Origin of the sequence: Pseudomonas sp. NBRC 111143 (genome assembly GCF_001320965.1) — a bacterium.
Taxonomy (GTDB): domain Bacteria; phylum Pseudomonadota; class Gammaproteobacteria; order Pseudomonadales; family Pseudomonadaceae; genus Aquipseudomonas; species Aquipseudomonas machongensis.
In genome coordinates, this window is record NZ_BCBT01000076.1 from 1 (window position 1) to 25,420 (window position 25,420).

The 25,420-nt window shown below is 65.4% G+C and carries 26 protein-coding genes; 11 read left to right on the forward strand and 15 right to left on the reverse strand.

The window, feature by feature from the left end; all coding sequences use genetic code 11:
• Positions 1-74 precede the first annotated feature (74 nt).
• Positions 75-1,214 carry a class C beta-lactamase gene (gene ampC / locus APH44_RS26975; RefSeq protein WP_054895373.1) on the reverse strand — a complete coding sequence of 380 codons (1,140 nt, stop codon included), beginning with the start codon at positions 1,212-1,214 and terminating at the stop codon, positions 75-77.
• Positions 1,215-1,341: 127 nt separating this feature from the next.
• Between ampC and APH44_RS26980 the strand changes: the two genes are divergently transcribed.
• Positions 1,342-2,334 (forward strand): bile acid:sodium symporter family protein, encoded by a 993-nt coding sequence (locus APH44_RS26980; protein WP_054895374.1) that lies wholly within the window; start codon positions 1,342-1,344, stop codon positions 2,332-2,334.
• 40 nt (positions 2,335-2,374) lie between these two features.
• On the opposite strand, the gene APH44_RS26985 is transcribed toward APH44_RS26980, so the two are convergent.
• The 3 genes from APH44_RS26985 to APH44_RS26995 are packed head-to-tail and all read right to left on the reverse strand — an operon-like array spanning position 2,375 to position 5,018.
• Positions 2,375-2,959, reverse strand: coding sequence for a TetR/AcrR family transcriptional regulator (locus APH44_RS26985; RefSeq protein WP_054895375.1), 585 nt, complete (start codon positions 2,957-2,959; stop codon positions 2,375-2,377).
• 12 nt (positions 2,960-2,971) lie between these two features.
• Positions 2,972-3,820 carry a 3-hydroxybutyryl-CoA dehydrogenase gene (locus tag APH44_RS26990; protein WP_054895376.1) on the reverse strand — a complete coding sequence of 283 codons (849 nt, stop codon included), beginning with the start codon at positions 3,818-3,820 and terminating at the stop codon, positions 2,972-2,974.
• Positions 3,821-3,833: 13 nt separating this feature from the next.
• Positions 3,834-5,018 (reverse strand): acetyl-CoA C-acyltransferase family protein, encoded by a 1,185-nt coding sequence (locus APH44_RS26995; RefSeq protein WP_054895377.1) that lies wholly within the window; start codon positions 5,016-5,018, stop codon positions 3,834-3,836.
• Between the two features lie 169 nt (positions 5,019-5,187).
• Between APH44_RS26995 and APH44_RS27000 the strand changes: the two genes are divergently transcribed.
• The gene (locus APH44_RS27000) at positions 5,188-6,201 is read left to right on the forward strand and encodes an AraC family transcriptional regulator (RefSeq protein ID WP_054895378.1); all 1,014 of its coding nucleotides are present in this window, start codon (positions 5,188-5,190) and stop codon (positions 6,199-6,201) included.
• Between the two features lie 37 nt (positions 6,202-6,238).
• Here the strand turns inward: APH44_RS27000 and APH44_RS27005 are convergent, their stop codons facing one another.
• On the reverse strand, positions 6,239-6,676 hold the full coding sequence (locus tag APH44_RS27005; RefSeq protein WP_054895379.1) for a carboxymuconolactone decarboxylase family protein: 438 nt from the start codon (positions 6,674-6,676) through the stop codon (positions 6,239-6,241).
• 207 nt (positions 6,677-6,883) lie between these two features.
• On the opposite strand from APH44_RS27005, the gene APH44_RS27010 reads away from it, so the two are divergent.
• Together APH44_RS27010 and APH44_RS27015 are read left to right on the forward strand one after the other, a co-directional pair.
• Entirely contained in the window at positions 6,884-7,342 is a 459-nt protein-coding gene (locus tag APH44_RS27010; protein ID WP_054895380.1) for a nucleoside deaminase, read from the forward strand.
• Positions 7,339-8,535: a cyanate transporter gene (locus APH44_RS27015; RefSeq protein ID WP_054895381.1), complete on the forward strand. Its 1,197-nt coding sequence runs from the start codon at positions 7,339-7,341 to the stop codon at positions 8,533-8,535. The genes APH44_RS27010 and APH44_RS27015 overlap by 4 nt, the downstream gene beginning before the upstream one ends.
• Here APH44_RS27015 and APH44_RS27020 read toward each other — a convergent pair.
• Together APH44_RS27020 and APH44_RS27025 are read right to left on the reverse strand one after the other, a co-directional pair.
• The gene (locus APH44_RS27020; protein ID WP_054895382.1) at positions 8,528-9,961 is read right to left on the reverse strand and encodes a PLP-dependent aminotransferase family protein; all 1,434 of its coding nucleotides are present in this window, start codon (positions 9,959-9,961) and stop codon (positions 8,528-8,530) included. The genes APH44_RS27015 and APH44_RS27020 overlap by 8 nt on opposite strands.
• A 357-nt stretch (positions 9,962-10,318) precedes the next feature.
• Positions 10,319-11,104: an SDR family oxidoreductase gene (locus APH44_RS27025; RefSeq protein ID WP_054895383.1), complete on the reverse strand. Its 786-nt coding sequence runs from the start codon at positions 11,102-11,104 to the stop codon at positions 10,319-10,321.
• A 102-nt stretch (positions 11,105-11,206) separates the two neighbouring features.
• On the opposite strand from APH44_RS27025, the gene APH44_RS27030 reads away from it, so the two are divergent.
• Both APH44_RS27030 and APH44_RS27035 read left to right on the forward strand, forming a co-directional pair.
• Positions 11,207-12,172 carry a GlxA family transcriptional regulator gene (locus APH44_RS27030; RefSeq protein WP_054895384.1) on the forward strand — a complete coding sequence of 322 codons (966 nt, stop codon included), beginning with the start codon at positions 11,207-11,209 and terminating at the stop codon, positions 12,170-12,172.
• Positions 12,169-13,077 carry a LysR family transcriptional regulator gene (locus APH44_RS27035; RefSeq protein ID WP_054895385.1) on the forward strand — a complete coding sequence of 303 codons (909 nt, stop codon included), beginning with the start codon at positions 12,169-12,171 and terminating at the stop codon, positions 13,075-13,077. The genes APH44_RS27030 and APH44_RS27035 overlap by 4 nt, the downstream gene beginning before the upstream one ends.
• Before the next feature lie 31 nt (positions 13,078-13,108).
• Here the strand turns inward: APH44_RS27035 and APH44_RS27040 are convergent, their stop codons facing one another.
• Positions 13,109-14,692: a rhodanese-related sulfurtransferase gene (locus APH44_RS27040; RefSeq protein WP_054895386.1), complete on the reverse strand. Its 1,584-nt coding sequence runs from the start codon at positions 14,690-14,692 to the stop codon at positions 13,109-13,111.
• Positions 14,689-15,297 (reverse strand): cysteine dioxygenase, encoded by a 609-nt coding sequence (locus APH44_RS27045; RefSeq protein ID WP_054895387.1) that lies wholly within the window; start codon positions 15,295-15,297, stop codon positions 14,689-14,691. The genes APH44_RS27040 and APH44_RS27045 overlap by 4 nt, the downstream gene beginning before the upstream one ends.
• 259 nt (positions 15,298-15,556) lie before the next feature.
• On the opposite strand from APH44_RS27045, the gene APH44_RS27050 reads away from it, so the two are divergent.
• The 3 genes from APH44_RS27050 (at position 15,557) to APH44_RS27060 (ending at position 18,985) form a co-directional block, all read left to right on the forward strand.
• Positions 15,557-16,627, forward strand: coding sequence for an LLM class flavin-dependent oxidoreductase (locus APH44_RS27050; protein WP_054895388.1), 1,071 nt, complete (start codon positions 15,557-15,559; stop codon positions 16,625-16,627).
• A 75-nt stretch (positions 16,628-16,702) separates the two neighbouring features.
• Complete coding sequence (locus APH44_RS27055) at positions 16,703-17,656, forward strand: ABC transporter substrate-binding protein (RefSeq protein ID WP_054895389.1); 954 nt, start codon at positions 16,703-16,705, stop codon at positions 17,654-17,656.
• A 9-nt stretch (positions 17,657-17,665) separates the two neighbouring features.
• Complete coding sequence (locus tag APH44_RS27060; protein ID WP_054895390.1) at positions 17,666-18,985, forward strand: LLM class flavin-dependent oxidoreductase; 1,320 nt, start codon at positions 17,666-17,668, stop codon at positions 18,983-18,985.
• Between the two features lie 60 nt (positions 18,986-19,045).
• Here the strand turns inward: APH44_RS27060 and APH44_RS27065 are convergent, their stop codons facing one another.
• Complete coding sequence (locus APH44_RS27065; protein WP_054895391.1) at positions 19,046-19,732, reverse strand: GNAT family N-acetyltransferase; 687 nt, start codon at positions 19,730-19,732, stop codon at positions 19,046-19,048.
• A gap of 84 nt (positions 19,733-19,816) precedes the next feature.
• A complete protein-coding gene (gene argC, locus APH44_RS27070; RefSeq protein ID WP_054895392.1) occupies positions 19,817-20,752 on the reverse strand; it encodes an N-acetyl-gamma-glutamyl-phosphate reductase in 936 nt (311 codons plus the stop codon).
• A 130-nt stretch (positions 20,753-20,882) separates the two neighbouring features.
• On the opposite strand from argC, the gene APH44_RS27075 reads away from it, so the two are divergent.
• Complete coding sequence (locus tag APH44_RS27075; protein WP_054895393.1) at positions 20,883-21,764, forward strand: LysR family transcriptional regulator; 882 nt, start codon at positions 20,883-20,885, stop codon at positions 21,762-21,764.
• An 87-nt stretch (positions 21,765-21,851) separates the two neighbouring features.
• On the opposite strand, the gene APH44_RS27080 is transcribed toward APH44_RS27075, so the two are convergent.
• Together APH44_RS27080 and APH44_RS27085 are read right to left on the reverse strand one after the other, a co-directional pair.
• Positions 21,852-22,058, reverse strand: coding sequence for a 4-oxalocrotonate tautomerase family protein (locus tag APH44_RS27080; RefSeq protein ID WP_054895394.1), 207 nt, complete (start codon positions 22,056-22,058; stop codon positions 21,852-21,854).
• Positions 22,059-22,076: 18 nt separating this feature from the next.
• Positions 22,077-22,811, reverse strand: coding sequence for an SDR family NAD(P)-dependent oxidoreductase (locus tag APH44_RS27085; RefSeq protein ID WP_054895395.1), 735 nt, complete (start codon positions 22,809-22,811; stop codon positions 22,077-22,079).
• Positions 22,812-22,934: 123 nt separating this feature from the next.
• Between APH44_RS27085 and APH44_RS27090 the strand changes: the two genes are divergently transcribed.
• Positions 22,935-23,855 (forward strand): LysR family transcriptional regulator, encoded by a 921-nt coding sequence (locus APH44_RS27090; RefSeq protein WP_054895396.1) that lies wholly within the window; start codon positions 22,935-22,937, stop codon positions 23,853-23,855.
• Between the two features lie 5 nt (positions 23,856-23,860).
• Here the strand turns inward: APH44_RS27090 and APH44_RS27095 are convergent, their stop codons facing one another.
• Both APH44_RS27095 and APH44_RS27100 read right to left on the reverse strand, forming a co-directional pair.
• Positions 23,861-24,487, reverse strand: coding sequence for a TIGR04211 family SH3 domain-containing protein (locus APH44_RS27095; protein ID WP_054895397.1), 627 nt, complete (start codon positions 24,485-24,487; stop codon positions 23,861-23,863).
• Between the two features lie 244 nt (positions 24,488-24,731).
• Positions 24,732-25,420: pyrimidine/purine nucleotide monophosphate nucleosidase domain-containing protein (locus APH44_RS27100; RefSeq protein WP_156343807.1), on the reverse strand; the 689-nt coding region annotated here is incomplete at its 5' end.

Consider the following 25,420-nt stretch of genomic DNA (forward strand, 5'->3'; position numbering starts at 1 on the left):
CGATCTCGTAGGCGCTGAAAATCTTTCGGCGAACCCTCCCAGCCTCTACGCAACCACCTTGAAAGGCATGCCACTCACGGCGCTACGACAGACACGATCGCGTGGGCCGCGCGGACCCGTTCATCGTTGGGGTAATTGCGATTGGCGAGCAGCGCGATCGCGATTCCCTTGGCAGGCACAAAGGCGACGTAGGCGCCGAACCCGGTGGTGGCACCGGTCTTGTTGTACCAGTACCCAGGAGCGTCCGGCTGCGCCGGCTGCAGGCGCTTGGTGGCCTGTGCCTCACGGATCATCTGCACACCATTGCCCTTGACCAGAGTGTCGAGTGCGACCGGATAGGGGTAGCGTTCCCAGCCCAGGCCCTGGGTCATGTCGCCCACCTGGAAGTAGCCGCCGTGGGTGATGGTGATCGCCTTGGCCATATCCGCCGACAATCCCTGCGGGTCGAGCTGCGCGCGCAGGTAGGCGAGCATGTCGGTGGCGCTGGTCTTGATGCCGTAGGCTTCGTCGGCGAAGGCCCCAGGGCTGACCCGAATCGGGCGCTCATTGGCATCGTAGCCCTGGGCGTAGTGGCTGCGCTCTGCTGCCGGGACCTGCAGGTAGGTGTGCTTCAGGCCCAGGCCTGGGAGCAGGTCCTGGCGCATCAGTTCGGCGAACGGGCGTTTCTGCGCCTGCGCTGCGAGGTTACCGAACAGTCCCAGGCTCGGATTGGAATAGCAACGGCGGGTGCCGCGCTCGGTTTTCTGTTGCCACTGCTGGAGGAACACCAGCGCCTGCGCGTCGTTGCTCACCTCGTCGGGAAACTGCAACGGCAGGCAGTCAGCACTGTAGGCGCCCAGTTCCAGCACGCTCGCCGAGCCCAGCGCGGACTTTTCCAGTGCCGGTTGGTAGCGGCTGGCCGGGGCATCGAGGTCGAGCTTGCCTCGGGCGCTGGCCAGTGCGACGAGGGTCGCGGTGTAGGTCTTGCTCACCGAGCCGACTTCGAACAGCGTGTCGCGGGTCACGGGGCGATTGTCGGCCTTGTCGGCCACGCCGTAGTTGAAGTAGTGCGCCTGGCCATTGGCGTAGACCGCCACGGCCATGCCGGGAATGCGTTGTGCCTGCATCAGTGGCTGGACGATGGCGTCGACCTGGTGTTGCAGGTCGTCGGCCAGCGCCGGGGTTGCGGTCATCGCCAGGGCCAGGGTGAGCAGGGCGGGGCGGAGGTTGTACATCGGTAGGTTTCCTTGCCTGGAAGAGGGCCAATGTCCGTTCAGCGACACTGGCGGGGGTTCCGGCGTTAGCGCCGAGAGAGCGCAGACCTTATCGTCAGGCCTTGCACCATGACAAGACGGACACTTCATGAAGTACCTGCGCATGCTTTTCGATAAATTCACCCTGACCCTGCTCTCGGTGGTCCTGCTTGCAACCTTGCTGCCCTGCTCGGGTGACGGCGCGGTGGCCTTCGGCTGGCTGACCAACCTGGCGATTGGCCTGTTGTTCTTCCTGCACGGCGCCAAGCTGTCACGCGAGGCGATCATCGCCGGTGCCGGCCACTGGCGCCTGCACATCCTGGTGTTCTCCTGCACCTTCGTACTCTTTCCATTGCTGGGCCTGGCGTTCAAGCCACTGTTCGTGCCGCTGGTGGGCAACGAGCTGTATCTGGGCCTGCTCTACCTGTGCGCCTTGCCTGCGACCGTGCAGTCGGCCATCGCCTTCACCTCGCTGGCACGCGGCAACGTCCCGGCAGCGATCTGCAGTGCGGCGGCCTCCAGCCTGCTGGGCATCTTCCTCACGCCGCTGCTGGTGATGCTGTTGCTGGGTGCTGACGGCGATACCGGTTCGGGGCTCGATGCGGTACTCAAGATCACCCTGCAACTGCTGGTGCCCTTCGTGGCGGGACAGATCGCCCGTCGCTGGATCGGCGCTTGGGTCAAGAAGAATGCACGCTGGCTGAAGATCGTCGACCAGGGTTCGATCCTGCTGGTGGTCTACACCGCGTTCAGTGAAGCGGTCGTGACGGGCTTGTGGAATACCGTCTCGCCGCAGCACTTGCTGGGCCTGTTCGTCGCCTGCGGCGTGTTGCTGGCGGTGGTGCTGCTCGGTACCCGCTTGCTGGGGCGCGTGCTGGGCTTCAGCGTCGAAGACCGTATCACCATCCTGTTTGCCGGCTCGAAGAAGAGCCTGGCCACCGGGGTGCCGATGGCTCAGGTATTGTTCGTGGGGAGCGGGATCGGCGCGATGATCCTGCCGCTGATGCTGTTCCACCAGATCCAGCTGATGGTGTGTGCGGTGCTGGCGCAGCGCTACGCAGCGCGGGAAGTGGTGGGCGAGGAAGCTTCGGCGGCGTCCTGACGCAGAGGATGGTGTGAGCGGGACGCGAAGCGCGTACCGTTCACACCAACGCTCGCTCTATCCCGCCCGCCACCAGGCTCTCCATCAGCCCGACGCCTTGCAGCTCGGGCACGCCACGCGCTTGCAGCACGCCCGGCAGCTGGTTCAGCAAGCTACCCAGCACGTGCCCGGCCGCTGCCAGCACCTCGCCGCCATGACGCGCCTTGGGCGCGACCAATTGCAACAACCCGGTTTCGTAGTCGTGGCGCAGCTCGCCCAGACGTGCCTGCTGAGCCTCGGTCAGGCAGCAGAAATCCCGCTCTGCCAGACGAAACTGCAAGGGCCGTTCGCTGTGCAACTGCCAGTGCGCGGCAATCAGGCCAGGCAATGCCGGCTTGCCTCTGGCCAGCGCGCGGCGGCCTTGGTCGAGCGTGGCCAGCAGTTCTTCGTACAGCTCCTCGATCAGGTCGAACAACAGGTCCTGCTTGCTCGGGAAATGGTGGTACAGCGAGCCCGCCGTCAGCCCGACATGCGCGGCCAGTTCGCGCATGCTGACCTGGCCGAAGCCTTTTTCGGCGAACAGCGCCATGGCCCTGTCGCGGCGTTCCTCGAAATTGGCGCAGCGCAGGGCAGCGGTGACCGGCATGACGCGCGCTCCTCAGTAGGTGAAGAAACCACGGCCGCTCTTGCGCCCGAGGTAGCCGGCGGCAACCATCTCCTTGAGCAGCGGTGCAGGGCGGTACTTGCTGTCGTTGAAGCCCTCGTGGAAGGCCTCCATGATCGCCAGCAGGGTGTCCAGGCCAATCAGGTCGGCCAGTGCCAGCGGGCCGATCGGTTGGTTGCAGCCCAGGCGCATGCCCGTGTCGATATCTGCGGCGCTGGCCAGACCCTCCTGACGCACGAAGATCGCTTCATTGATCATCGGCACCAGGATGCGGTTGACCACGAAGCCGGGGCGGTTGCCCGCAGTGATCGGTGTCTTGCCCAACTTCTCGGTGACCAGCAGCGCCTGGGCGTAGGTCGTGTCGCTGGTCTGAAGGCCACGGATGACCTCGACCAGGGCCATCATCGGCACTGGGTTGAAGAAGTGCACACCGATGAACCGCTCAGGGTGCTCGATGCTGGCGGCGAGCTGAGTGACCGACAGCGATGAGGTATTGGTGGCGATCAGGCACTGTGCAGCGACACTGGCGGCCACCTGCTGGAGGATGCGCTGCTTGAGCGCCAGGTTTTCGGTCGCGGCCTCGATCACCAGTTGCGCGCTCGACAGCTGCGCGTAGTCGGTACTGGTGCGGATGCGCGTCCTGGCGGCTTCGGCCTTGTCCGCCTCGAGGGTACCCTTGCTGACCTGGCGTTCCAGGTTCTTGCTCAGTGTGGCGATACCGCGCTCAAGCGCTGCGTCACTGACATCGATGAGCAACACCTGGAAGCCGGCTATCGCGCACACCTGGGCGATGCCGTTGCCCATGGTACCGGCGCCGATCACGGCGATCTGCTGGATGGTCATGTCAATGCTCCCGTCACACGCGCTCGAAGACCACGGCGATGCCTTGGCCGCCACCGATGCACATGGTCGCCAGTGCATAGCGCCCCTGGATGCGCTGCAACTCGTGGATGGCCTTGGTGGCGATGATCGCGCCAGTGGCGCCGACCGGGTGGCCGAGCGAGATGCCCGAACCATTGGGGTTGACCTTTTCCGGATCGAAGCCCAACGTCTGGGCCACGGCGCAGGCCTGGGCGGCGAAGGCTTCGTTGGATTCGATCACGTCCAGGTCCTTGACCGACAGGCCGGCCTTTTCAAGTACCTTGCGCGTGGCCGGTATCGGGCCCAGGCCCATCAGCTCAGGTTCGACACCGGCATGGGCGTAGGCCACCAGCCTTGCCAGCGGCTTGAGGCCAAGGCGGCGCACCGCATCGCCGGTCGCCAGGACCAGGCCGGCGGCGCCGTCGTTGATGCCGCTGGCATTGCCGGCGGTGACGCTGCCGTCTTTCTTGAAGGCGGTGCGCATGCCCGCCAACTGCTCGGCACTGACATCGCCGCGCACGTGCTCATCGACGGCGAACTGCACACTGCCTTTGCGGGTTTTCAGTTCGATCGGCACGATCTGGCTGTCGAAGCGACCCTCGGCGATGGCGCGGGCGGCGCGACGCTGGCTGGTCAACGCCAGATCGTCCTGCATTTCACGGGTGATGCCGTGCTTGGCGGCGACGTTCTCGGCGGTGATACCCATGTGGAAGCCTTCGAACGGATCCTGGAGGATGCCGACCATGTAGTCGATGCCCTGCAGGTCACCCATGCGTGCCCCCCAACGGGCTTGCGGCAGCAGGTAAGGGCCGCGGCTCATCGACTCGGCACCAGCAGCCAGGGCAATGTCGGTATCGCCCAGCAGCAGGCCCTGGGCGGCGGATACGATCGCTTGCAGACCCGACCCGCACAGGCGGTTGACGTTGAACGCCGGGGTTTCCTTGGGAATGCCGGCGTTCATCGCCGCCACTCGGCCCAGGTAGGCGTCGCGGGGTTCGGTCGGGATCACGTTGCCCATCACCACATGGCCGATCTGCTCGGCGGCCACGCCCGAGCGCTCGATGGCAGCGCGGGTCACAGCGGTGGCGAGGTCGGCCAGTGGCAGGTCCTTGAGTGAGCCACCAAAACCACCGATGGCCGAACGCACTGCACTGACGACATAGATTTCTGCGCTGCTCATATATAGCTCCGATTGCGAAGGCGTGGCGGGACGGTGCCGGGCTCTGCGAGAATGGCGACCGTTGCGGATGGGGTCCGAGTCTAGGCAAAGGCCGGGAACGGGCCTATGCCGAAACTGCTCAGTCAACCTGGCATTTTTTGCCACTCAGCATAGACAGCGGATATCCGTCATGCGCGAAAGCGATTCGGTCGCGGTGTACTTTCTCAATGCCATGCTCCACGCCCTGCGCGATCGCCCCGAGGAGCGCGATGCGCAACTGCGTGCGGTCGGCATCGACCCGGCACTGCTGGCCCGCCCCCAGGCGCGGGTACCGGCCAAGGCGTTCGCCCGGCTGTGGCTGGCGCTGATCGAAGACCTGGACGACGAGTTCTTCCGTCTCGACAGCCATGGCATGCCGATGGGCAGCTTCGCCCTGATCTGCCGTGGCTTGATCCAGGAGCCGACCCTGGAAAAGGCGCTGCGTCAGTGCCTGGGTAACTTCGCGTTGTTCCTGCGCGATTTGCGCGGCAGTTTCTCGGTGCGCGGCGGGCGTGCGGTGATCAGCGTGCAGTCCAATATCGAAGATCCGCTGACACGAGTCTATGCCGAGGAAACCTTCCTGGTGCTGGTGGTCGGCCTGCTGTGCTGGCTGGCCGGACGGCGCATCAGCATCGACCGCACCGAGCTTGCCGTGGCGCGCCCGGCGCAGGACGACGACACGCTGCTGTGGGGGCCGGACCTGCGCCTGGGCAGTGGGCGTACCGAGGTGGAGTTCGACAGCGCCTGGCTGCGCCTGCCGGTGGTGCAGGACCTGGCGGCGCTCAAGACCTTCCTGCGCAGCGCGCCGCAGGGCCTGGTGATCCGTTTTCGCAACCAGGGCGACCTGGTGGCGGAGGTTTATCGCCATCTGCGCAGCCGTGGCTACGGACAGTGGCCGACCCTGACGGCCATGGCCGAGCGCCAGGGCCTGAGCGCCAGTACCTTTCGCCGGCAACTGGAGCGCGAGGGGCGCTCGTACCAGCAGATCAAGGACGAAGTGCGTCGGGCCATGGCGTTCGAGCGTTTGCGCGAGGGGCAACTGAGCATTGCCGAGATCGCCGAGCAGACCGGGTTCCAGGAGCCCAGCGCCTTTCACCGGGCGTTCAAGAAGTGGACGGGGCAGAGTCCGGGGAGTTATCGGACCCGGCTGGGTGTGAACCCGTAGACCGCCGGGGCCGCATAGCGGCCCCAAAGGCTCCACCTCAAGCCGGCACCATGGCAAAGCCGACACCAAAGCGGTTCCAGGCATTGATGGTGGCGATCGCCAGGGTCAGGTTGGCGACCTCGCTCGGTTCGAAATGCTCCAGCAGCGCTTCGTACTCGACCTGCGGTGCACCGCGCTCAGGCAAGCGGGTGAGGCTTTCCAGCCAGGCCAGTGCGGCGCGTTCACGCGGGGTGAAGAAACGGGTTTCCTGCCACACGCTCAGGGTCTGCAAGCGTGCCTCGGTTTCGCCCGCCTTGCGCGCATCGTTGGCGTGCAGGTTCACGCAATAGGCGCAGCCATTGATCTGCGAGGCGCGCAGGCGCACCAGTTCGAGCAGTGAATGCTCCAGGCCGCACTTGGCCAGGACCTGCTCCAGGCCGACCATGGCCTTGTAGGCTTCAGGGGCGTGCCTGGCCCATTCGATTCGATCGTGCATGGTGATTCTCCAGTCAGTTCAAGTCAGGGGTGATTCGTGGTGCCAGCGTAGCGCCGTTGCCTGCAGGGCCCGATAGCCAATCCCGCTATTTGCCGGGAGACCAATGCCGGCATTCGTGCGGCCACTGACCTGCATCCAATCTCTTCATTTCTGCCGCGCGCCAGCAGCCGGGATAATGGCCGCCTGTTGTTCGAGGAGTATCGATTCATGTCCAACGAAACCTTCATGCGTGAAGCACTGGCACTGGCCCGCGCCAATATCGAAGCGGGTGGTCGCCCGTTCGGTGCGGTGCTGGTGCACCAGGGCCAGATCGTCGCCCGTGCGGTCAACGAGATCCACAGCACTCAGGACCCGACTGCCCATGCCGAATTGCAGGCGATCCGCAAAGCCGCCCAGGCCTTGGGCCGGTCGCGTCTGGACGGTGCCGAAATCTATGCCAGCGGCCACCCGTGCCCGATGTGCCTGGCCGCCATGCACCTGTGCGGCATCGAGCGGGCATGGTTCGCCTATGACAACGACGAGGGCGAGCCTTACGGACTGTCTACGGCAGCGGTCTACGCGCAGATGGCACGTGCACCGCAGCAGCAGAGCCTGCCACTGCGCGTGCTCAAGCCTGAGGGCGAGGCCGGCCTCTACCAGCAGTGGCGGCAGGCGAACCCGGTATGAGAGGCGCGTTGAACCTGCTGCTGGTGATCCTGCTGGCCCTGAACCTGCGGCCGATCCTGACCAGCATCGGCCCCTTGCTCGAACCCATGCGCAGCAGCACCGGGCTTGGCTACCAGCAAGCGGCGTTGCTCACGGCGCTACCGGTGCTGTGCATGGGATTGGTGCCTTTGCTGCAGCCTTGGCTGCGGCGTTGGATCAGCGAGCATGGCGGGATGCTCGCCGGTCTTTCGGCCATCGCCCTGGCGTGCCTGTGGCGGCTGCAACTGGACAGCGCCTGGGCGCTGATCGCCAGCGCCGTGGTCGCCGGCCTTGGCGTGGCGGTGGTGCAGGGCATGATGCCGGGGTTGGTCAATCGCTGGTTCCCGAGCCGCCTGGCTGCATCGATGGCGCTGTACTCGGCAGCGTTGATGAGCGGCGGCGGCCTGGCTGCGGTGCTCGGGCCGACCGTCAGCGAGGTGGCGGGGCGCTGGCAGGCGGGGCTTGGCATCTGGGCAGTGCCCGCGCTACTTGCGCTGTGCGGCTGGGCCTGGCTACGCCCGCGCCACGACACGCCTCACCTGGCCGCGGCCAGCGACGGTCACTGGTTCGGTAATCGCCGCGCCTGGTTGTTGGCGCTGTATTTCGGCCTGATCAACGGCGGCTACACCAGCATGGTCGCCTGGCTGCCGGCCTATCACCTGGAGCACGGCGGTACGGCTCAGGGCGGTGGCGAGCTGGTGGGGCTGATGACCATCTTCCAGGTCAGTGGTGCGCTGGGGCTGCCATTGCTGCTGAGGCGCCTGCATGACCGGCGGCCTGGTCTGTGGTTGGCGCTGGCGATCCAGTTGGGTGGGTTTCTCGGTTTGCTGCTGGCGCCTACCCAGGCCATGGGGCTTTGGGTGGCGATGATCGGCCTGGGGCTGGGTGCGTGCTTCAGCCTGAGCCTTACCCTGACCCTCGAGCATCTGAAAACACCGGGCGAGGCGGGGAGCCTGGCTGCCTTCGTGCAGGGTGTCGGCTTCATCGTCACCGGTACCGTGCCTTATGTGACGGGCTGGCTGCGTGCGTTCACCGGCGATTTCCAGGCTGCCTGGACGCTGCTGACGTTGACCGTGGTGGCGATGCTGCTGGTGACCGCACGCTTTGCCCCCCGAGGCTACGCCGCTGCCATGGCGCGGCGGGGGCGCTCGATGCAGGCGACGACCCTCAACTGAGCTGCTGCAGGGCATCGCGCACGCGGTCCAGCGCCGGGTCGATGTCCAGCCGCTCGATGGCACCAAAGCCCATCAGCAACCCCGGACGCACTGGCACGTCGTTGAAGAACGGCGTCAGTGAATAGACGCCGACTTCGACCCGGCGAGTCAGCCTGACCAGCAGCTCCACATCGACTCCAGGTGCGGCCAGGGCGCTGAGGTGAAAGCCGGCGCTGGCCGGTACGGCGCTCAGCCAGGGCGCCAGGTCGCTTTCCAGGCGTGCGAGGATGCGCTCGCGCCGTGCGGCATAGATGTCGTGGCAACGACGAATATGGCGGTTAAGATGGCCTTCGCCGATGAAGCGCGCCAGCGCCCATTGCTGCAGGCTCGGGCTGTGCCAGTCGCTCAGGTGCTTGGCCACGCAGGCGGCGCGCAGGACGCTGGGAGGCAGTACGGCATAGCCCAGGCGCAGCTCCGACAGCAAGGTCTTGGAAAAGGTACCGACATAGGCCACCAACCCGTGTCGATCCAGGCGTTGCAACGCATCGCTGGCCGGGCCCTGATAGCGAAATTCGCAGTCGTAGTCGTCCTCGATGATCAGCGCTCCGAGTTCAGCGGCGCGGGCGAGCAGGGCGTGTCGGCGGCGTTCGCTCATCGGCATGCCGAGCGGGAACTGGTGCGACGGCGTCACATAGATCAGTTGGGTGCCGTCTGCGATCTGCTCGACGCACAGCCCTTCATCATCCACGGGCACCGACTGCAAATCAGCGCCCATCGCCAGAAACAGCTGGCGTGCCGGTGGATAGCCGGGATCCTCCATGGCCACGCGTGTACCGGGCTCGACCAGCACCCGGGCGATCAGGTCGAGCGCCTGCTGGGCGCCGTTGCACACCAGCACATCGGCGGCGCTGCAGTGCACGCCGCGGGCGAAGGCAATGTGATGGGCGATGGCTTCGCGCAGCTCGGGCAGGCCCTGGGCCGGGAACTGGCGCTCGCTGTGGCGCTGGCTGCAGCGCAGGGCGTACTGCATGCAGGCGCGCCATTGGTCGAAGGGAAACTGGCTCTTGGCCGATACGCCGCCGACGAAGTCGTAACGCGAGGGCGCCTCGAGCGCGGAGCGGCCGAGCACGGTGGCGCGTTGCTGCCAGCGTTCGAGGCTGCTGGCGGCGGCCAGTGCAATCGGCTCGACGTCGCTGGCCTGCAGGGCCCGCCGTGGGCTGACGAAGGTGCCACGCCCGACCACGCCGCTGAGCAGATTGTCGTAGGTCAGCCGCGAGTACGCTTCGGCCACGGTCTTGCGCGATATCCCCAACTGCTCGGCCAGCAGGCGCGTGGGCGGCAACTGGGTGCCGGCGGCCAGGTGGCCGCTGTCGATGGCGCTGCGCAGCTGCTGGTAGAGCTGCTCGGCCAGGCCCTTGCGGCCCTCCAGGCGAATGTGTAGTTCCATGGGGCTATCCGGATGGGGGGACGGCCTAGCTTGCGATTTTGGGGGGTGGCTCGCAAGTTTTGTTGCTTGGCGGGAGTTCTTCAGCGTCTGTGAGATCGAGCGCCGCCCGCGCGGCGCTCGATCTCACAGGCCCTAAAAAGCTGTCGGCGAACACCTGTCAGCCCTCACGCGATCACATTCGAACACCTTGAGATGATTTCCAGAATCTCAACCTGGAAAAGGCCTACAGTCTGCTCAATGCTCGAAAATCGGCGGAGCCTGCTTCGCGGGCAAGCCCGCTCCCACAAAACCCGCTCCCACAAAATGGACTGCCCCCACAGAACCTGCTATCACAAAACCTACCCACGCACACCCAGATCAACCCTGACGATAACGTGGCGCCAACTGTTGATTCGACAGGTGCCCGTTCAACGCCTGGCGGCTGGCCTCGAACGCCTCGAAGCGTTCGATTTCGTGCAGCGACGGAATCGAGATCAGGCGCTTGGCGTCGAAATCGGCCAGTGCCGCTTCCACCAGGTCCTGCGCAGTCATGACGATCGCCGGATCCAGGTGCTCCACCGGCAGGCCGCCGATGCTCCAGAAGTCGGTGGCGGTGGCGCCTGGCAGTACGGCCTGGACCTGCACACCCTTGTCGGCCAGCTCCTTGTGCAGGCTCTGGGTGAAGGCGGTGACGTATGCCTTGCTGCCGCCATATACGCCATTGAGCAGTTCCGGCAGCAGGCTGACGACTGAGGAGATGTTGATCAGCGCACCCTCGCCGCGCTCGACGAAGCCAGGCACCGCGGCATAGGTCAGGCGGGTGAGGGCGGTGATGTTCAGCACGATCATGCGGGTCATCTGTTCGACGTCGCTTTCCAGCAGTGCGGTGTGGGTACCGATACCCGCGTTGTTGACCAGCAGGCCGATGCTGGCATCTTCGCGCAGGCGGGTTTCGATGCGCGCCAGGTCCTGGCTGTCGGCCAGGTCTGCCGGCAGGACTTCGACGCTGCGTCCGGTCTGGCTGCTCAGGCGAGAGGCCAGTTGATTGAGGCGTTCGCGGTTGCGGGCGACCAGGATCAGGTCGTGGCCGCGGCGGGCCAGGTGTTCGGCGTAGAGTGCGCCAATGCCGGTAGAGGCGCCAGTGATGAGGGCTGTACGAGTCATGGTTGCTGCTCCGTGGGTTGGGTTGCAGCGATGATGCGCGCCTTTGATTGTGGCGCAAATGACGCATATAGTACGTTTTCAGGACATCAAGCGAGGTGGGCCATGCATCGCGTCGGCTATCTGTTGTGTGAAGGGTTCCAGGTCATGGCGCTGGCGTCGCAGTCGGTATTCGAGTTCGCCAATGTGCTGACGGGCAAGCGTCTTTACGCCTTGGGCAACTACAGCGTGGCCGGCGGTGGGCTGGTGTCGTCGCTGGGCATGCAGTTGCAGACCCAGGCGGTCGATACGCCAGGGCATGCCGACACCTGGCTGGTGGCGGGCACCTTGTCGCCGATCGCTTCACCTGCCGATACGGCCAGCGTGGACCTGGTGCGTCGGCTGGGCGAGCAGGCGCGGCGTACCGCCGGGATCTGTACGGGGGCCTTCACCTTGGCGGCAGCCGGCCTGCTCGACGGGCGTCGGGCGACCACGCATTGGGCCTACGCCCGGGAGCTGCGGCAGATGCACCCGACGATCCAGGTAGAGGACGACCGCATCTTCATTGCCGATGGCAACATCTGGACGTCTGCCGGCATGACCGCCTGTATCGACATGGCCGTGGGCATGCTCGAGCAGGATCACGGCCATGAGCTCGCACGAGCCGTTGCGCATCGGCTGGTGATGCACCAGCGCCGCTCGGGAGGCCAGTCGCAACATTCGCAGCTGCTCGACCTGGCACCGCGCACCGACCGCATGCAGAGTGTGCTCGACTACGCTCGCCAGCACCTGCAGCGGCCACTGAGCGTCGAGGAACTGGCCGAGGTTGCGCACCTGAGCCCGCGCCAGTTCAGCCGCGTGTTCAGTGCCGAAACCGGGCAATCGCCGGCGCGGGCCATCGAGGGCCTACGCCTGGAGGCGGCGCGGCTGATGATCGAACAAAGTCGGCACAGCCTGGATGTGGTGGCGCGCGAGACAGGATTTCGCGACCGTCGGCATTTGCGCGAGGCCTTTGTACGCGGGTTCGGCATTCCGCCCCAGGCGATACGTCGTGATGCACGGCGCGTGGGGCGTGAAGGAGTCGTGGCATGAAGAAACGGGTGCGCATGGACGACCTGCAGGTGTTTGTCACCACTGTCGAGGCCGGTGGGCTTTCAGCAGCAGCGCGACAACTGGACATCTCGCCGGCCCTGGCCAGCGCCGCGTTGCAGCGCCTGGAGCACAGCCTGGGGATTCGCCTGTTGGTGCGCTCGACACGCCGGCTGCGCCTGTCGGACGATGGCGAGCGCTATCTGCCCCACGCGCGTCAGGCCCTGGACGCGCTGGTCGATGGCGAAATGGCGCTGGAGCAGGCACGCGCCGAACTGGCGGGGCCATTGCGTCTGTCGATGCCGTCGGACCTGGGGCGCAACCTGCTGTTGCCCTGGCTGACGGAGTTTCAGGCCGAATACCCACGACTCGACATGCGCCTGCGAGTCAGCGACCAGGTGGCCGATCTGTTTGGCGAGCAACTGGATGCCAGCATCCGCTACGGGCTGCTGGGGGATTCCAGCCTGGTGGCCTTGCCGCTGGCCGCCGATAACCGCCGCACGTTGTGCGCGGCACCGTCCTACATCGCTCGGCATGGCGCGCCGCAGACTCCGCAGGCGCTGGCCGGGCACAACTGCCTGCGTTATGTGATGGGGGAGCAGATCCACGATCGCTGGAGTTTCGAGGATGCAGGGGCAACGAGCACAGTGCTGGTCAGTGGTGATCGCTGCAGCGACGATGCCGATATCGTGCGACGCTGGGCGGTGGCGGGGCTCGGTGTGGTCTACAAGTCGCGCCTGGATGTGCTCGAGGACATCCGTGCCGGAAGGCTGGTGGAGTTGCTGGCAGACCATGCAGGGCAGGCGGCGCCGCTGCAACTGGTATGCGCGCACCGGCAGTCGCTGAGCCCGGCGGTGCGGCGCTTGCATGGGTTTCTGGCGCAACGGCTGCAGGCCTATCTCGCGTGAGCGGATACGCCTGCAGCCGTTGCGCTTCAGGTCACAGCACCTTGAAGCCGTGGGTGCCATCGCGCTCGAGTTGCGCGATCAGACCAAACTCCCAGTCGAGGTAGCCTTGCATGGCTTCGCGCGGGTTGTCGGTCCCTTCGTATGGCCGGCGATAGCGGTCGGTACGCTCCGCTGCCAGGCGCGTTTCACCTGATTCCAGGGGTTTGCCGGCGGCGATCCAGCTTGCCGTGCCGCCTGCCAGCAGATAGACCGGTGTGCGCGTCAGGGCTTCCAGGTCGGTGGCGGCAAAGCTTGCCAGCAGGCTGCTGCCGCAGGTCAGCACGTAGCGCTCGGCCTTGGGCAGGCGCTCCAGGGCCTCGGGCAACTGCGCGCGGATCGCCCAATAAGCGCCCGGGATGTGGCGCTTGACGTAATTGGCGCTGGCGGTGAAGTCCAGCAAGACGGTGCCTTCCTCGGCCAGCCAGGCCTGCAATTGCTCGACGTCGATCTCGGTATTGCGCGCAAGTGCCGGGCGGGGTGCCTGCCATTCGCCGGTTTCGCTGAAGTCGGCCTTGCTCAGGCCGTCGAGCACCGCCACTTCCCAGCCCATCTGCGCGAGCCACGAAGCGCTCATGTTGGCACGCACGCCGTCGTCATCGACCAGCACGATGCGGGCGCCGCGTACGCTGGCGTTGTGATCGGTTTCCTGCACCAACTGACCACCGGGCGTGGAGCGGCTGTTGGGCAGGTGACCGGCAACGTATTCCTCGGGTGTGCGCACGTCGAACAGATAGGTGGTGCGCGCAGTCTCTGCCTGCCAGGTGGCCAGACCTTGACGGTCCAGGCGTTGCACTCCGGCCCGGTCGGCAACGGCGCGGGCGCGCTCGGCAGCGCTGCTGCGGGTGCTGTCGCCGACCTCGGCGAAGCGCTGCGCCTGGCCGTGGGCCAGTTGTTGACCGGCCAGTGTCCAGCCGATGGTGCCGTTGCGCAGTGCTGCCACCGGGTTGGGGATGCCGGCGTTGACCAGCGATTGTGTGCCGATGATGCTCCGGGTGCGCCCTGCGCAGTTGACGATCACCCGGGTCGCCGGATCGGGTGCCAGTTCGGCGACGCGCAGCACCAGTTCGGCGCCAGGCACGCTGATGCCTCCGGGAATGCTCATGGTCTGATATTCGTCGAAGCGCCGGGCGTCGAGCACCACCACGTCGGCCTGGCTGTCGAGCAGGGCCTGGACCTCTTCGGCGGCCAGCGAGGGGGTGTGGCGCACACTCTCCACCAGCTCGCCGAACGCTTTGCTGGGTACGTTGACGTCGCGAAACAGCTCGCCGCCGGCATCGCTCCAACCGCCAAGCCCACCCTCGAGCACCGCCACATCGCTATAGCCCAGTGCCTGCAGACGCTCGACAGCGATGGCCGACAGCCCCTCGCCATCGTCATAGACGGTGATGGCAGTATCCCGGCGTGGCAGGCGGGCGAAGATTTCCAGTTCCAGCTTCGAGAGCGGGATGTTGGCCGCGAACAGCGGATGCGCCTGGGCGAAGGGGTCTTCTTCGCGCAGGTCGATCAGGGCGACTTCTTCGTGGGCCAGCAGGGCGGAGCGAATGTCATGGAAACTGCGTGTGCTGAGGCGGGTCATGGGGCAGGGTTCTCTTTGGACAGGTCCCAGATGTTGGGCAGGCTGGAGTTGGAATAACCGGAGATGAACGGCTTCTCGCTACCGTCGGGCAGGTAGACGGCGCGGCTGACCGCACCGATGTTGGCGCCGTAGACATGGATGCTGATCGAGACCCGGTCGTCGAAGGCGTTGCTGACCTGATGGATATCGCCGATGCGCGGTGACACCGCTTCCACGTGGCCAGGATCGATCCGCAGCCGCTCGCCCTGGGCCACCAGGGCGCCATGGGCGTCGCGGGTGAAGCCTTGGGCGTACTCGGCTCCGCGCAACATGCCGATCAAGCCCCAGACACGGTGGTCATGGATCGGCGTGCTCTGGCCTGGGCCCCAGACGAAGCTGACCACCGAGAAGCGTTGGCGCGAATCGCAATGCAGCAGGTATTGCTGATAGCGGGCGGGGTCCGGCTGGGCAAGGGCTTCGGGCAACCAGTCGTCATGGGCGACCAGGCTGTGCAGCAGGGTGTGGCCCTGATCGAGCAGGGTGGCTTCGTCGGGGTGGCGGTCCAGCAGGTCGGAGAGTTCGCCAATGAAGTGGCGCAGGCGCTCGAGGCGCGGTGTCTGGCTCATGGTTCAGGCTCGGGCTGACGGTCATGGGCAAACCCTAGCAACTGCCTGAATATTCTCAAAATTCAAATTATTCATAAGCTAATATGCAAACTTAGCATTTACTGATGATGAGACATTATCTGCAAGTTCTGCATTTTGAATGCATTAGGTTATGCCTAAAACGAATTTCACAGGGTGTGATCAAGTGGTTAGCGTATAAGTCACTGGGCATTTAGATTCAAACGCTATAAAAACTGTTTCTGACCTTGGGGCACCTGCAATGAGCGTTCAATTCATCGGCATGATCGGCCATCGCCTGTCATCGGAGATCCTGGCCCCCAGCGGGCCCGTCTTCGACAAGGACTACATCACCCGTTTTGCCCAGGCCCATGAGCAGGCTGGGTTCGATCGCATCCTGGTCGGTTATTGGTCGGACCAGCCTGACGGCTTCCTGGTGACTGCTCTGGCAGGGCTTGCCACCTCGCGTATTCATTTCCTGCTGGCGCACCGTCCGGGTTTCGTCGCACCGACCCTGGCCGCACGCAAGCTGGCGACCCTCGAACACCTGCTCGACGGGCGCCTGGCGGTGCACATCATCAGCGGCGGCAGCGACATCGAGCAACGCAAGGACGGCGACCACCTGGCCCATGACCAGCGCTATGCCCGCACCGATGAATTCCTCGACGTGGTGCGCAAGGTCTGGACCCATGACACGCCGTTCGACCATGACGGCAACCATTACCAGGCCGCGGGGGCGTTTTCGGCGATCAAGCCGCTGCAGCAGCCGCATCTGCCCATCTATTTCGGCGGCTCCTCGCCTGCGGCCCTGGCGGTGGCGGGCAAGCACGCCGATGTATACGCCTTGTGGGGCGAATCGCTGGAGCAAACCGCCGAAACCATCGCCGCCGTGCGCGAGCAGGCTGCGCGTCATGGTCGCCAGGTGCAGTTCAGTGTGTCCTTCCGGCCGATCATCGCCGCCACCGAGGAGGCGGCCTGGGCCAAGGCCGAGGGCATTCTCGGTCAGGCTCGTCAGCGCCTCGAGCAGGCAGGGCCGGTGATCGCCAACAAGCCGCAGAGCGTGGGCGCCCAGCGCCTGCGCGACACCGTGGCCAAGGGGGAGCGGGTCGACGAACGCCTGTGGACCGGCATCGCTGCGCTGGTGGGCGGCGGTCACAACTCCACGGCGCTGGTGGGGACCGCCGAGCAGGTCGCCGATGCCTTGCTGGCCTATTACGACCTGGGCGTGACCAGCTTCCTCATTCGCGGCTTCGACCCTTTGGCCGACGCCGAGGACTATGGCCGCGAACTGATCCCGTTGACCCGCGCCAAGGTGGCAGCGCGCAACGCCTGATATTCACTGTTACACGCGACGAGACCGCACGCGCGGATCGCCCTGACTTGCCCGAAGTGGCATCTGGAGACGAACGTGCGTTATCTCAAACAACTGGCCGCCGGTGTGCTGGCCACCTCGATCAGCCTTGCGGCGGCTGCGCAGACCCTGGTGGTCGGCGACCAGAGCTACAACGCCCGTGCCGTGATGGAAGCGGCCGGTGTGCTTGAAGATTTGCCCTACACCCTGGAATGGAAGCAGTTCACTGCCGGCTCTCCGGTAGCCGAGGCACTCAATGTCGGCAGTCTCGATCTGGGCCTGTTGGGGGATGCGCCACCGTTGTTCCTTGGCGCACTCGGTGCGCCGATCAAGGTGGTGGCGGTGTCGCGGCAGAACCTCGAGGGCGTGGCGATCCTCGCGCGCAAGGATTCCGACATCCACAGCCTGGCCGACCTCAAGGGCAAGCGCGCGGCGATCTGGAAAGGTTCCTGGAGCCAGCAACTGCTGTTCAGCGCCCTCGACAAGGCCGGCGTCCCCCGCGACGCATTGGAGCTGCGCTACCTCAGCGCCCTGGACGCCTCCCACGCGCTGGATGGCGGATCGGTCGACGTGATCGCCACCTGGGAGCCCTATGTCACCCAGCAGGAGCGCCAGGGTGCACGGGTGCTGGCCACCGCCGAAGGCATCATCCCAGCACAGAGTTTCGTGGTTGCCAATGCCAAGGCCGTGCAGGAAAAGCGTGCGCAGATCGCCGACTTCCTCCAGCGCCTGAAAAAGGCGCGTCAATGGACCCTGAGCGATCCGGCGCACACCGAAGCGTACGCCGACGCCTGGGCCAAGCGTACCCGTGCCGACGGCGACATCGCCCGCGCCTGGTTCGCCCGCGCCCGCACCGACCTGGCACCACTCAACGCACAGGTGATCACCGATGCACAGAAGACCGTGGACTTCTTTGCCGGAATCGGCCTGATCAAGGGCTATCCGGCCGCAAGTCTGTTCGACACCTCCTTCTCGGCGGCGCTGCAGGACAGCGCCGTTACCCAGCACTGAGGCCCCGGCATGAGCAAACGACAGATCAAACTGGGTGCCCTGACCATGGGCTGCGGCGGCCCAGGGCGACACAACCTGTGGCTGGACCCGGCGTTGCCTGCCGACGCCAGCGTCAACATCGACTGGTACATCGATATTGCCCGCCAGGCAGAAGCTGCGCTGTTCGACCTGATCTTCATCGTCGACAGCCAGTTCATCACGCCAGGTTCGCCGTCCCATTACCTCAATCGCCTCGAACCCCTGACATTGCTCTCGGCGTTGGCCGTCAGCACCCGTCATATCGGCCTGGTCGGCACCCTGACCACCTCTTACAACGCGCCGTTCAACGTCGCTCGGCGCCTGGCCTCGCTGGACCTGATCAGCAAGGGGCGTGCCGGTTGGAACGTGGTCACCAGCGGCGATGCCGGCACCGCTGGCAACTACGGGCTGGACGAGCATTACGACTACGACACCCGCTACAGTCGCGCCCATGAGCATGTGGAGGTGGTGCAGAAACTCTGGCATTCCTATGAAGACGATGCCTTCCCGCGGGATCGCCAGAGCGGGCGCTTTCTCGACCCCGCCAAGCTGCACACCCTCAACCACAAGGGTGAGCACTTCTCGGTGGTCGGGCCGTTGAACATCCAGCGTTCACCCCAGGGCCAGCCGGTGATCTTCCAGGCCGGGGATTCCGAGCAGGGGCGTGACCTGGGGGCGGCCACGGCGGACGTGATCTTCACCCACGCCGCAAGCGTCGAGCAGGGCCAGGCGTTCTACCGCGACGTGAAGGCTCGCGCCGCACGCCTGGGGCGTGACCCTGAGCAGGTGCTGGTGCTGCCGGGCGCCGAGATCTACGTGGGTGACACCGACGAGCATGCCCGTGAGATCGAGCGTCACTATCATCAGGCCGATCACAGCTTCGAGCTGGCGTTGAAGGAGTTCGGGCGTAACTTCGGTTGGCACGATTTCAGCCAGTACGACCTCGATGCGCCGTTCCCGCAGCAGAGCCTTGAGTTTGCCCGCAGCAGCTTCTTCACCAATGCCAAGCGCATCGCCGACCAGGCCAGGGACAAGGGCTTCAGCCTGCGCCAGGCGGTGGAGTTCGGCCGCCAGCTACGTCCGGGTGCCTTCGTGGGCTCGGCGCAGACGGTGGCGGCGAAGATGGCCGACTGGTTCGAAGCGCGGGCACTGGATGGCTTCAATATCTACATCGGGCATCCGGAGCAGTTCCGACGCTTCACTCAGGAGGTGGTGCCGTTGCTGCAGGAACGAGGGGTCTATCGCACGGCGTACGAAGGGACGACCCTGAGGGAGAGCCTGGGGCTGGCCATACCGCGCTTCGCTGATTGACTGTCGCCGCTGCGGCGATGGCATCACAGGCCATTGCCGCGAGCGGCGACCGATTTCGGCTCAATGCACGCGCTTGCGCATCGCCACGCAGGCCTGGGCCTGCAACGCCAGTTCGTCAAGGTGCTCATCGCGCTGGCGTTCGGCGTCGATCATCGCCTCTTCGCCATGCTGCTTGAGCAGGTAGGCGTGGATCTGACGCACTTCCAGGGTCTGGTAGATGGGCGCGATGTCCAGGCGCCCGACCAGCGCGCCGCTGGCTTTGCCGGTGCTGCTCATCAGCACCTGCGGCCCGGTGGCGCTCACGACCTGCAGGCCCATGGCCTCGAACCAGGGCACGGCGTGGGCGAACGCGCTCATCTCCACGCAACGGTAGCGTGCCCGCAGGTCTGTCAGTAGTCCGCGGGCGATGCCCTCGCGACGATGGGCAGGGGATACGGCGAGAAACGCCAGAACACAGGCGTGTGCGTCATCCTGGGCGGGCAAGGCGAGGGCGAAACCCAGCAGTTGGTCCGGGGCGTCGGCGTCCAGTGCCAGGACCAGCTCCACGGCCAGGCCCCGGGTGCCGTCCAGGGCCTGCAGGTATTGGTGGACTTCGAGGCCGACACCGTACTGGTACAGCGGATACAGCGGGTTGTCTGCGGTGATGGCGACGCTGCTCAGCGCGCCGACATGTTCGATCACCAGCTGGCGGATCTGGTTCTGGAAGGACTCGGGCGGCACGCCGTCGAGGCGGCTCAGGATGAACATCGGGGGACAGGCTCCGGCGGTTGAACTCACCCCGCGCCTGAATGACGCGGGGTTCACAGTCTAACCGCTTTTACCGGCCTGGCCTCACTGGCGCATCGCTGCCAGCATCAGGTCGAGGTTCTGCACTGCGGCACCGGAAGCGCCCTTGCCCAGGTTGTCAAACACGGCCGTCAGCAGGACCTGCCCGTGCTCGGGGTTGGCATACAGTGCCAGGCGCAGGTCGTTGCTGTCGTTCAGCGCCTGCGGGTCCAAGGGTGTCGCTGGGCCTTGCTGGTGCAGGGGCATTACCTGGACATGGCGCGCGCCCTGGTAGTGCTGTTCGAGACAGGTCTGCATATGCTCGGCGGTGACGCCCGGCGCCAGTAGGCGCAACTGCAGCGGGATGCTCAGCACGATGCCCTGGCGATAGTCGCCATAGCCCGGCAGGAACACCGGGCGTGCGCTCAGGCCAGCATGGGCCTGGATCTCCGGGACATGCTTGTGCGCCAACTCCAGGCCGTAGAGCTGCAGCGCCGGGGCAGGATCGCCACCCGACTGCTCATGACGCTCGACCGCAGCACGACCACCACCGGAGTAGCCGGAAATGGCATGCACGCTCAGCGGGTAGTCCGCAGGCAACAGGCCGGCGCGCACCAGCGGCCGCAGCAGGGCGATGGCACCGGTCGGGTAGCAACCGGGATTGCTGACCCGTGTAGCCTGGGCGATGCGTTCGGCCTGCTGCTCGTCCAGCTCCGGCAAGCCGTAGACCCATCCTGGGGTGGTGCGGTGCGCGGAGCTGGCGTCGATCACCCGTACTGCCGGGTTGTGAATCGTCGCCACGGCCTCGCGTGCGGCCGCATCGGGCAGGCAGAGCAGGGCGATATCGGCGCTGTTGATGGCCTCGCGGCGGCGCTGCGGGTCCTTGCGCTCGGTCTCGGGCAGGGTCAGCAGGCGAAGGTCGCTGCGACCGTGCAGGCGGGCGTGGATCTGCAGGCCGGTGGTGCCCTGGTCGCCGTCGATGAATATCAGGGGCTGGTGCATGGTGGGGATCCGTTCAGGAAGGAAGTGGGTGTATCCTCGCTGGTGTTTGATCTGAAGAAAATTTGAATATCATGACGACGATGTTCAGATTAAATGAATCACGACGTTCAACAGCATAAGGAGCAGCACCCTGCGAGAAATCAGCCTCGACCGCCTGCGCACACTGGTGGTGATCGCCGACCTTGGCTCTTTCGCCGAGGCCGCTCGCCAGTTGAACCTGGCACCACCGACCATCAGCCTGCATGTCGCCGAGCTTGAAGCGAGGGTGGGGGCTGCGCTGCTTACCCGTACTCGCGGGCAGGTTCGGCCCACGGTGGTCGGAGAAACCCTGCTGGCGCGTGCCCGTCGGCTGCTGGCCGATGCCGACCAGGCGCTGGATGAAGTGCAACGCCAGGTGGCCGGGCTGACCGGGCGGGTGCGCCTGGGCGCCTCCACTGGCGCCATCGCTCATCTGTTGCCCAGTGCATTGGCGGCCCTGCGCAGTGAGCATCCGGGGATCGATGTGCAGGTTCAGGTGCTCACGTCGCAAGCATCACTGGCGCGTGTGCGTGAGGGGAGCCTGGAAATCGGCCTGGTGGCGCTGCCGCAGGTGGCAGTGAAGGGGGTGAAACTCACCCCGTGGCGACGCGACCCGATCATGGCCTACCTGCCTGCCGACTGGCAGCCTCCGGCGCGGGTCACACCGGCCTGGCTCGGGCAGCGCGCGCTGATTCTCAACGACAGCAGCACGCAGCTGTCGCGGGTGACCAGCGATTGGTTCGCGGCGGCCGGGCTGTACCCGGAGGCGCGCATCGAGTTGAACTACAACGATGCGATCAAGAGCCTGGTGGCTGCGGGGTATGGCGCGACATTGCTGCCCCAGGAGGGGGAGGCGCCTGAGCTGGATCGACGCATCGCTCGACGCTCGTTGCGACCGGGGTTGTGGCGGGCGCTGGGGATCGCTTGCCGCGAAGGGGAGGTGGAGCGGGCCACGGGGCATGTGCTGGAGGCGTTGGAACGGTTGCGGCAATGACCGTCTGTGTCGACTGCCAACACGGGCATGCACCGCCGTGGTCCTTGGGCAGGCTTGTCCGCCAAAAGACCACGGCGATGATGTGGGTCAACCCCGCTCGCGCTTGCGCACCGCCGTTATCGTCTCACCACCCACTCCCCAATTGTCGGTGGGCACTTCCTCGATCACCACGAAGGTACTCGCTGGCGGCTTGTTCAGCACCCGTTGCAGCAGTTCGGTGGTGCCTTCGATCAACAGACGCTTGTGCTCGGCAGTGACCCCTTCTTCGGTCACACGGATATGAACGTATGGCATGGCAGGCTCCTTGGGTTTTCAGTGCCAGGTACCGGCGGTACTGCCGCCGTCTACTGGAAGTACGACGCCGCTGACGAAACGTGCGTCGGTCAGGTATAGCACGGCATCGACGATGTCCTGCGGCTTGCCGGTGCGCCCACTCGGCGACAAGACGCCCAGGCCTGCGACGTCGTTGTTGTGCAGGGGCGTCTCGATGATCCCCGGAGCCACGGCGTTGACCTGTACGCCGCTACCGGCCAGTTCCAGCGCCAGGCCCCTGACCGCCTGGTTCAGGCCACCCTTGACGAGGATCGGCAGCGCTGCGGGTACCCGCACGTTAGGCTGCATGGCGACCGAGGCGGTGATCGCGACGATGTGTCCATGGCCTTGGGCGCTCATGATCTTCGCTGCGGCCTGGGAGGGGTAGATGAAGCCCTTGAGGTTGGTGGCAAACAGCGCGTCGATGTCCTGCTCGGTGTAGTCGGTGAACGGTTTGGGAATGAAGATCCCGGCATTGTTGACCAGGATATCGATGCGGCCGAACACTTGCAGCGCCGTATCGAACAGGCGTTGTGCAGTACTGGCGTCGGCGATGTCGCCAGCGACGCCGACGAAGGCTGCCGGGTTGCCCAGCTCGATGGCGGCCTGATCGAGGCGGGCCTGGGTGCGGGCGTTGCCGACCACGTTGTCGCCCCGTTCGATAAAGGCCTTGGCGAGGGCAAAGCCCAAGCCGCTGGATGCGCCGGTGATAACGATGGTTCTTGCAGTGCTCATGGTGATCTCCAGATAAGCGAACCGGCTGGTTCGTAGGTGGAGCCACTCTAAGACCTCATCTGAAGTTGAAAAATAAGGCGGATGGCATTTCAATCGATACCTCATGTAATCAATAGAGCCATCATGACCCGCCATTTCGATGATCTTCAACTGGGCAGCCTCGAGCTGTTCTGCCTGGCTGCCGATACTGGCAGCTTCACTGCCGCCGCCACCGAGGCCGGGGTCACGCCCGCGGCGGTCAGCCGCTCGGTGGCACGCCTGGAAGAACGCCTGGGTGTACGGTTGTTCGTGCGTACTACGCGGCAGATGCGCTTGTCCGATGCCGGGCAGGTGTACTACCAACAGTGCCGCCTGGCACTTGGGCAACTGGTGGAGGCCGAACGCGAAGTATCTGGTGGCCAGATCGAGCCGCGTGGACGCCTGCGGGTCAGTGCGCCGACGCCTTACGCCCATCACCGTCTGTTGCCCTGGTTGCCGCGTTTTCGCGAGCGCTATCCGCAAGTGCAGGTGGACGTGCATGTCAGCAATCGCAATGTTGATTTCGCCGAGGAGCAGTTCGACCTGGCCATCCGCGGACGCGAGCCTGCCGATTCGCGGCTGGTGGCACGGCGCCTGGAAAACGCCGAGCTGGTGGTGGTGGGCACCCCGGGCTACCTGGCGCGAGCAGGCCATCCGCAGGTGCCGGACGACCTGGCGCGGCATGAGTGCATCCTGTTCGAGATCCCCAGCAGCGGACGCAGTGCGCCCTGGACCTTTCGCCGTGACGGTGGCCTGGTGGAGATCGAGGTCGGCGGCTCGATCACCTGCCTGGGCGACTTTCTCGCCACCGCCACCCTCGCGCGACATGGCGCCGGCCTGATGCAGGCGTACCGCTTCACCGTGCAGGACGCCCTGGACAGCGGTGAGCTGGTCGAAGTACTACCGGCTTTCGGTGGCACGGCCCGGCCATTCACCTTGATCTATCCGCAGGCGCGGCACATGCCGCTGCGGGTGCGGCTGTTCATCGACTTTCTGGTGGCGGGCGGGCAGTTACCCGCCAGCTGAGGGCTTCAGAACCAGCGGTCGTTGCGTTTGCGCCCGCGGGTCAGCGCCGGCAGGATCAGACCGGCCAGCAAGCCGGCGCCGGCGATGCTGCCGCCGTAGACCATGTACCGCATCATCACCTGCTTGTTCTCGTCGCCCAGGCGTGCCTGGGTGTCGCGCAGGCTCGACTGCGACTGCTCGAGCTGTTCGTTGAGGGCCTTGTTGCGCGACTCCAGCTCATCGATCAGCGCCTTGCGCGAATCCAGGGTTTCCTGCATGCCTTGCACACGCGTCTTCCAGCTGTCGTCGATGGTCTTGAGCTGGCCGGACAGGTCTGCGACCTGGGCATCGAGCTGCGGCAGGCGTTCGTTCTGGCCAGGGACCGTCTGCAGGTCGCTGGTAAGGATCCACACCAGGTCGCCACTTTGGCCGCGAACCTGGCTGTAGTTGCCCTGGGTGCCGATCAACGACACCTTCTGCCCGGATTTGAGCGTGCCGACGATGCGATGGCCATCGGTCGGGCCGCTGCGCACATACGTGCTCAGGCTGTCGCTGACCCAGCGTGCGTCGCTGGAGGATTCTTCGGCGTGGATGGACGGGGCAGTGGCGAGCAGGGCGGCGAGGGCGAGGGTGGCGCGGCGGAATTCGGGCATGGTGGTCTTCGCTGAAACAGTACGGTTGGAGGCCCGGTGACTGGGCCGTGAAGCGGTCGGTGGATTGACCGTCAGCGAAAGACCGTTTTTTTGTAGGCAGGTTCACTGCTTTGGGTGGGAATTGTCTGCAAGATATTGCAGATAACAGGTTTGCTCATGGGGTGACGCGTGCGCGGATCAATCGCAGTGGCAGTTCACCGCTGCGATTGATCCGCGCAGGTTGGCGCTGGAGCCGCGACCGGAGTCAGGTCACGACCTGGTAGCACGGCACGTAGGCCGCGCCGCCGGGCAGTTTCATCCGGTGCTGGTCGACAAAGGCCTGCAACAGCCTGCCCAACGGGTCGAGGATCGCCTGGTCACCACGAATCTGGTACGGGCCATGCTCCTCGATCAGGCGAATGCCCTTGTCCTTGACGTTGCCGGCGACGATTCCCGAGAACGCCCGACGCAGGTTGGCGGCCAGCTCATGGGGCGGCAGGTCGCGACGCAGGGCAAGATCGGCCATGTTCTGGTGAGTCGGGTCGAACGGGTGCTGGAAGCCACCGTCGATCTTCAGCAGCCAGTTGAAGTGGAAGGCGTCGTTGCGCTCGCGGCGGAACTGCTTGACCGTCTTGAGCCCCTCGACCATATGCCGGGCCACTTCGGCCGGGTCGTCGATGATGATCTGGTAGTGGCGCTGCGCCGCTTCGCCGAGGGTGGCACCGACGAAGGCATGTAGTTGCTGCAGGAACGGCTCGGCGCTGCGCGGGCCGGTGAGAATGACCGGGAAGGGCAGGTCATGGTTGTCCGGGTGCATGAGGATGCCGAGCAGGTACAGGAATTCCTCGGCGGTGCCTGCGCCTCCGGGGAAGATGATGATGCCGTGGCCGACGCGGACAAAGGCCTCCAGACGTTTCTCGATATCCGGCAGGATCACCAGCTCATTGACGATGG